The sequence below is a fragment of the Bradyrhizobium sp. UFLA01-814 genome (assembly GCF_046718885.1).
GTDB classification, from domain to species: Bacteria; Pseudomonadota; Alphaproteobacteria; order Rhizobiales; family Xanthobacteraceae; genus Bradyrhizobium; species Bradyrhizobium elkanii.
Genome location: NZ_JAQOSR010000122.1, coordinates 22,060 through 28,255, shown reverse-complemented (window position 1 = coordinate 28,255; position 6,196 = coordinate 22,060). Strand labels below are relative to the sequence as shown.

Below are 6,196 nucleotides of genomic sequence, written 5' to 3'. Positions count from 1 at the left end.
CTATGGAGCCATCGTCTCGGGGGCAACCGCCAACACGAATTCCGGGTCGATCGACGGAGGAACAGGCGGCAACGGCGGCAACGGAAATCTCATTCAACCCTTTGCAGGCGGCGGCGGAGGAAACGGCGGAGCTGGTGGGTCCGGCGGAGTGGGCGCCTATTTCGTCGACTCGGGTGCAATGCTCACGACCTCCGGAACCATAACGGGGGGAAGTGGCGGAAGCGGCGGACGTGGTTTTGCGACCATGGGCTTCATCGGATCGGGTGGTGCGGGCGGCTCCGGCGGTGCGGGCGTCTCCTTCGCCGGCACCGGCGGGACGCTCACGAACACCGAAGCCATTACGGGAGGAAACGGCGGAAGCGGCGGGATCGGCAGTTTCGGCGCCCCCGGCGGGAACGGCGGCTCCGGCGGAGCGGGCGCCTATTTCGCCGGCACGGGTGCAACGCTTACGACCTCCGGAACCATAACAGGTGGAAATGGCGGAAACGGCGGGCAGAGTTCTACGGGCTTGAGCGGCGTCGGATCGGGTGGCGCGGGTGGCTCCGGCGGAGCGGGCGTCTCCTTCGCCGGCACAGGCGGGTCGCTCACGAACGCAGGATCCATTACGGGAGGAAACGGCGGTAACGGTGGCATCGGGCTCGTCAGCGCCTCCGGTGGGAACGGCGCCTCCGGCGGTGTGGGCGTCTCCTTCGGCGGCGCCGGTGGGACGCTCACGAACGCCGGATCCATTACGGGTGGAAATGGCGGAAGCTTTGGCATCGGGGGCGGCAATGCCACCCCCGGCGCCGGCGGTGCCGGCATCAGCGGCGCGGGCCTCGCGATCGTCAACAACGGCACGATCACCGGCGGCCTTTCCGGGGACGGTGTGACGCGTACCGATGCGATCGTCTTCACCGCGGGCGTCAACTCCCTCACCGGAACGGGCACGACCGGCAGCTTCACGATGACCAGCGGCGGCACGTTCGCGCCCGGCTCGGGCGCCGCCGGCAGCTCGATGACGGTCGCCGGCAACCTCGCCTTCCAGTCGGGCGCGGTTTATCTGGTCCAGGTGAGCCCGTCGGCCGCGAGCTTTGCCAACGTCACGGGCACGGCGACGCTCGCTGGCACCGTGCAGGCCGTGGTCGGCCCCGGCTCCTTCACGCGTGGGCAGGCCTATACGATCCTGCACGCCAACGGGCTGGGCGGCAGGAGGTTCGACGGGCTGAGCGTGAGCAATTCGAATTTCACCTTTGGTCTGACCTATACCACCAATGACGTAGTTCTCACCCTGACGAGTGCCGTCTTTGGGGCGGGCGCCCGCCTCAACCAGAACCAGCAGAACGTCGCGAGCGCGCTCAACAACTTCTTCAACAGCGGCGGGACGCTGCCGCCGAGCTTCGGCAACCTGTTCTCGCTAACCGGCGCCAATCGCGCCAATGCACTTACGCTGCTTTCGGGCGAGGCGGCGACCGGCGCGCAGCAGGGTGCCTTCCAGCTGATGACCCAGTTCCTCGGCGTCATGCTCGATCCGTTCGTCGATGGACGCAACGGCATCGCCGGCGCCGGCAGTCCCACGCTCGGCTTTGCGCCCGATCGGCCGGACCTGCCCGCCGACATCGCGCTCGCTTATGCCAAGGTGATGAAGACGCCGCTCTACAAGGCGCCGCCCGCGGTGTACGAGCCGCGCTGGAGCGTATGGGGCGCCGGCTTCGGCGGCTACAACAAGACCAATGGCGATCCGGCCGTGCTCGGCAGTCATGACCTGACGTCGCGCGCCGCGGGCTATGCGAGCGGGCTCGACTATCATTTCACCCGCGACACGGTATTGGGCTTCGCGCTCGCCGGCGGCGGTACACGATGGGATCTCGCACAAGGCTTGGGCGGTGGCAGGAGCGATGCATTCCAGGCCGGCGCCTATGCCGCGACCCGCTCGGGTCCGGCCTATGTCGCGGCATCGCTGGCGTTTGCCAATTACTGGATGTCGACCGACCGCGTCGCGGCGTTCGGCGATCACCTCACCGCCGATTTCAACGCGCAGAGCTTTGCTGGACGCGCCGAGGGCGGTTATCGCTTCGGCTCACCGGTCGCCGGGATCACGCCCTACGCCGCGCTGCAGGCGCAGAACTTCCGCACGCCTGGCTACAGCGAGGTCGACGTCAGCGGTGGCGGCTTCGGGCTGACCTACAATTCGCGCGCCGGCACGGATACCAGGAGCGAGCTCGGCAGCCGCTTCGACTATGTGACGGCGTTCTCCCGCGATGCCGTGCTGACCTGGCGCGGACGCGTTGCCTGGGCGCACGACTGGCTGAGCGACCCGGCGCTGACCGCCGTGTTCCAGACGCTTCCCGGCGCGAGCTTCATCGTCAACGGGGCGGCGCCCGCGAAGGACTCCGCGCTGGTATCCGCGGGCGCCGAGTTCAAGCTCGTCAACGGCGTCACACTTCTCGGCAAGTTTGACGGCGAGTTCGCGCGCGGCTCGCAAACCTATGCCGGCACCGGCACGATCCGATACACGTGGTAGAGCGGCGGAGTGACATGCCGTCGTGATGACGCGCCGCATCTAAAGCGACTATGGCAAGTCCGGTGTGGGTCAAAAGGTGAAGGACTCAACGTGAGCACAATGCGTCCGCTTTTCGGTCCATAGCGACCGATCGCCGTCAGTCAGCGCCTCATGTCTTGCCCCCGCGCATTCGCCGAGACTATGCTGGAAGGCCGGCCTTTCGCAGCCCGTCAACCAGGTGCTCCAAATCTTCGGCGCGTTTGAGAATGGATACCTGCTGCTGGGTGCCGCTGATGCTGTATCTTGGATTTAAGCGTAGAACCTCGTTTGCCTCTGCACGAGCATCTTCCATTCGTCCCAGCTGAGCGTACGTCGCAGCCAAGAAGGCGTGGCCATACTGGTGATTGGGCGCGCGGCTAATGGCTTCGGTCAACCAATGTTGGGCATCGTGGTATTCTTTGAGGTGGTAGTGAGCTACGCCGACCATCAACGGCGCAAAATGCGGATGGAATGGATCAAGGCGCATTTGCAACTTGGCGATGGCAATAGCTCTGGTCGGCTCTCCCACCGAGTAAAATATTTGCGCGAGGCGGTAATCCGCGAAATTGGGGTTTAGCGCCAGCGCCCTTTCGGCGGCGCCAGTCGCTGCGTCGAAGTCACGCTTCCGGATGATGTTATAGCCCAACTCGGCATAGGCTTCGGGCAGGCTCGGATTGTGGGCAATTGCCGTGCGCGCCAATTTGATGGCCAGGTCAAGGATAGTCGGGCTCAAATATTCATCATTCAGCGGATTGAGCCAAGCCACCCGGTGAGTGCTGGCCAGCATTGTATAGCAACGGGCATATTTCGGATCGATGGCCAGCGAATCTGCGAGGTGCCCTCGTGTCCTCAATAATTCCGCCATTTGCCACGAGGACTGGAACGCTATCCACGCCGCACTTGCGCGCATGTAGTGATCGTAGGCCTGCCAGGTCGCGGGCGGCTTGAGCAAGGTGCGTTCAGCTTCCGCCATGTTCACATGCGCGACCAGAATTGCGGCGATCGTCCGCGCCACGTCGTCCTGGATCGCAAATACATCCTTTAACTTCTGGTCATAGCGCTCGGCCCAGCGGTGGACGCCACTTGCAGCATCAATCAGCTGCGCCGTGATCCGAACTCGGTCATTGCCCCGACGAACGCTACCCTCCAGAACATAGCGCACGCCGAGTTCTCGGCCCACCTGACGCAAATCAACCGCGCTGCCCTTGTATCGAAAACTCGAATTGCGTGCGATCACGAACAAGTCCGAGAAGCGGGACAACTCGGTGATGATGTCTTCCGAAATTCCATCCGCAAAGTACTCCTGCTCCGGGTCGCGACTCATATTCTCAAAAGCCAGGACGGCGACCGATGGCTTGTCGGGAAGCGCAAGCGCCGGTCGCGCCGGAGCGTTGCCGAACGACACGCGATAGACCCGCACCGGCCGTGCAATGTTCTTCAGTTGATGCTCGCCACTATCTTCGAATTCGACGTCAAGCTTATCCTGCGTATCTTCTCGTACGCGTTGCGATACACAGATGTCGCCCGGCTCACAAAGCGCCTCGAGCCGAGCCGCAACATTTACCCCGTCCCCAAAGATATCGCCGCCTTCTATGATGATGTCGCCGGCATTGATGCCAATGCGGAACTCGATCCGCTTTTCAATTCGCACATCGGTGTTTCGAGTGATCATGCCACGCTGTATCGCAACGGCGCATCGCATCGCGCCGACCACGCTGGCAAACTCCACCAAAATTCCATCCCCGGCGCTCCTGATGAGCCGCCCGCCGTGCTTTTCGATCTCGGGATGGAGGAGCGCGGACAGATGTTCGTTCAGCCGGGCGTGCGTACCCTCCTCATCAGCACCCATCAGGCGGCTGTAGCCAGCCACATCGGCCACGAAAATAGCACTCAGTCGCCGTTCCACACGGTCTGCGGCCATAAAAGCTCGCCCTGATCCGATCCGATCTTTAGTCAAAGACTATTGTCAGAAGAAGGAGGTGTCTATCGGGCTCCGAACACCGGTGTTGTTCAGTTAGTGCCAGCCCGCGTGCGAGCTTGGCGAGATCGCCCCCGGTATCGAATTCTGCCTGCTTTGATGGCGAACCGCGTGCGAGTCGCGGACGGATGGTCCCGCTTGCAGGGTGCCCGAGAGCGCCGGCTGGTCGGATGACGTTCTTTCGGAGGTTGCGCCCTTGAAGGGCGCGTGGTCCAGTTGTCTTTGAAAATCGCGATACCCGGCGGAAAGGGATCAGTGCATGACGAGACTCACGCCGCTATTTCTCGCCGCGCTTGTGATGCTCTCCAGTCCCGCCCTGCCGAATGAAGGGCAGATTACATTGGTCGTGGGATTTGCAGCAGGGGGAACCTCCTCAACCGCGGCCAGAATCGTGGCTGAAGCAGCCGAGCAGATGGCGCGAATTTCCACGATCGTGGAAAATCGACCTGGCGCAGGAGGGGCGATAGCGGCGGATTGGATCCTTCGGCAAAAGGGGACTCGAACGCTCTTGTTCATGTCCTCCACGTCGTCGCTCAGGACGTCACCCCAAAGCGGGCTCGTGCCGATCGGAATTTTGGCGACCTTCTCCTACGTTGCTGTCACGAGAAAAGACGCTCCCGCGCACCTTGCTGAATACATGCAGGAAGCCTCGCGCGAGGAGAAATATCGCACCGTAGCCACCGCAGGCGCCGGGAGCATTCCCCATCTGATAGGCACAAAGCTTTTCAGTGACTACGGAGTGCCGATGGTGCACGTGCCGTATCAAGGGTCGGCGCCGGCGATCCTCAGCGTCCTTGGGGGGCACGTCGCGGTTGCGATTGTTCCTTTTCCAGATTTTCTCCCGTTTCAAGATTCGCTTCGGATGATTGCGCAAACCGGTAGCGGGATTGAGACGGAAGGATGGGTCGGCATCCTCGCTCCGCCGGATACATCAGCGGAGGAAGTCGTCCGCCTCGCCGAGATTTTCCGGCAAGCGTCGCAAGGTTCTCAGGAAAAGCTGAAGAATGTTGGATTCAAGCATGCATGGCGATCCGGTGCTGAGGCACGAGCGATGCATGAGAGGGATTACGCCCAGTGGACGCCCATACTTAAGGCGCTCGGAATCCAACCCTGACACAAGAGCAACGGTGGCCGGCCATGAGGTGACCAACGGGCTTCACATCCTGCTACCCGGAGCAGCGTCGATTTTGCGTGCCCTTGCTCAGGGCTCCGCCGTCTCTTCCGCATTCGGCAAGCGCATATTTGGACGCTGCCTTGAGCTCCGATACGGAGCCCCTGCACGGACCGAGACCAGATTGCAGCTTTGTCGGGCGCTGGGCCAGGGCACTAACGGCCCTTAGATACTTTCTGGACCGTCTTGAGCGCTTGATTGACGCCCTTCAGCGATTCATTGACATCCTCCAGCTGCGCTTGCAGAGCATCCCTGCGCTTCTGTAGGTCCTTCAGCAGTGCTTTCTTTTGCGCCGCGGTCAATTCCTCGAAGTCAATGAGATCCACTGCAAATCTACACATCGCCGCCTCCAAAGTGGCAAAACTAGATTTGATTAATCCCTTGTCCAATACACGGCTGAATTGTCGACAATTTCTAGTGGATAATCAAGCGGGATGATACTCGGCTCCGACGAATTTTGGGCGAGCTTGCGCGTGGCGTGACACCGGCACAAAGCGTTGCACTTTTGGCACCGGCTTGGTGCGACTGA

Annotated in this window: 4 protein-coding genes; 2 read left to right on the top strand and 2 right to left on the bottom strand. The window is 62.1% G+C overall.

Features of this window, described 5'->3' with window-relative positions; translation table 11 throughout:
- Window positions 1-244 precede the first annotated feature (244 nt).
- Window positions 245-2,500 (top strand): autotransporter outer membrane beta-barrel domain-containing protein, encoded by a 2,256-nt coding sequence (locus PMN64_RS30080; RefSeq protein ID WP_411783264.1) that lies wholly within the window; start codon window positions 245-247, stop codon window positions 2,498-2,500.
- Between the two features lie 178 nt (window positions 2,501-2,678).
- Here PMN64_RS30080 and PMN64_RS30075 read toward each other — a convergent pair whose 3' ends face one another.
- Window positions 2,679-4,439 carry an adenylate/guanylate cyclase domain-containing protein gene (locus PMN64_RS30075; RefSeq protein WP_411783263.1) on the bottom strand — a complete coding sequence of 587 codons (1,761 nt, stop codon included), beginning with the start codon at window positions 4,437-4,439 and terminating at the stop codon, window positions 2,679-2,681.
- Window positions 4,440-4,755: 316 nt separating this feature from the next.
- Here PMN64_RS30075 and PMN64_RS30070 point away from each other — a divergent pair, with 316 nt between their 5' ends.
- A complete protein-coding gene (locus tag PMN64_RS30070) occupies window positions 4,756-5,610 on the top strand; it encodes a Bug family tripartite tricarboxylate transporter substrate binding protein (protein ID WP_411783262.1) in 855 nt (284 codons plus the stop codon).
- A 212-nt stretch (window positions 5,611-5,822) separates the two neighbouring features.
- Here PMN64_RS30070 and PMN64_RS30065 read toward each other — a convergent pair whose 3' ends face one another.
- The gene (locus PMN64_RS30065; RefSeq protein WP_411783261.1) at window positions 5,823-6,008 is read right to left on the bottom strand and encodes a hypothetical protein; all 186 of its coding nucleotides are present in this window, start codon (window positions 6,006-6,008) and stop codon (window positions 5,823-5,825) included.
- Window positions 6,009-6,196: the final 188 nt, after the last annotated feature.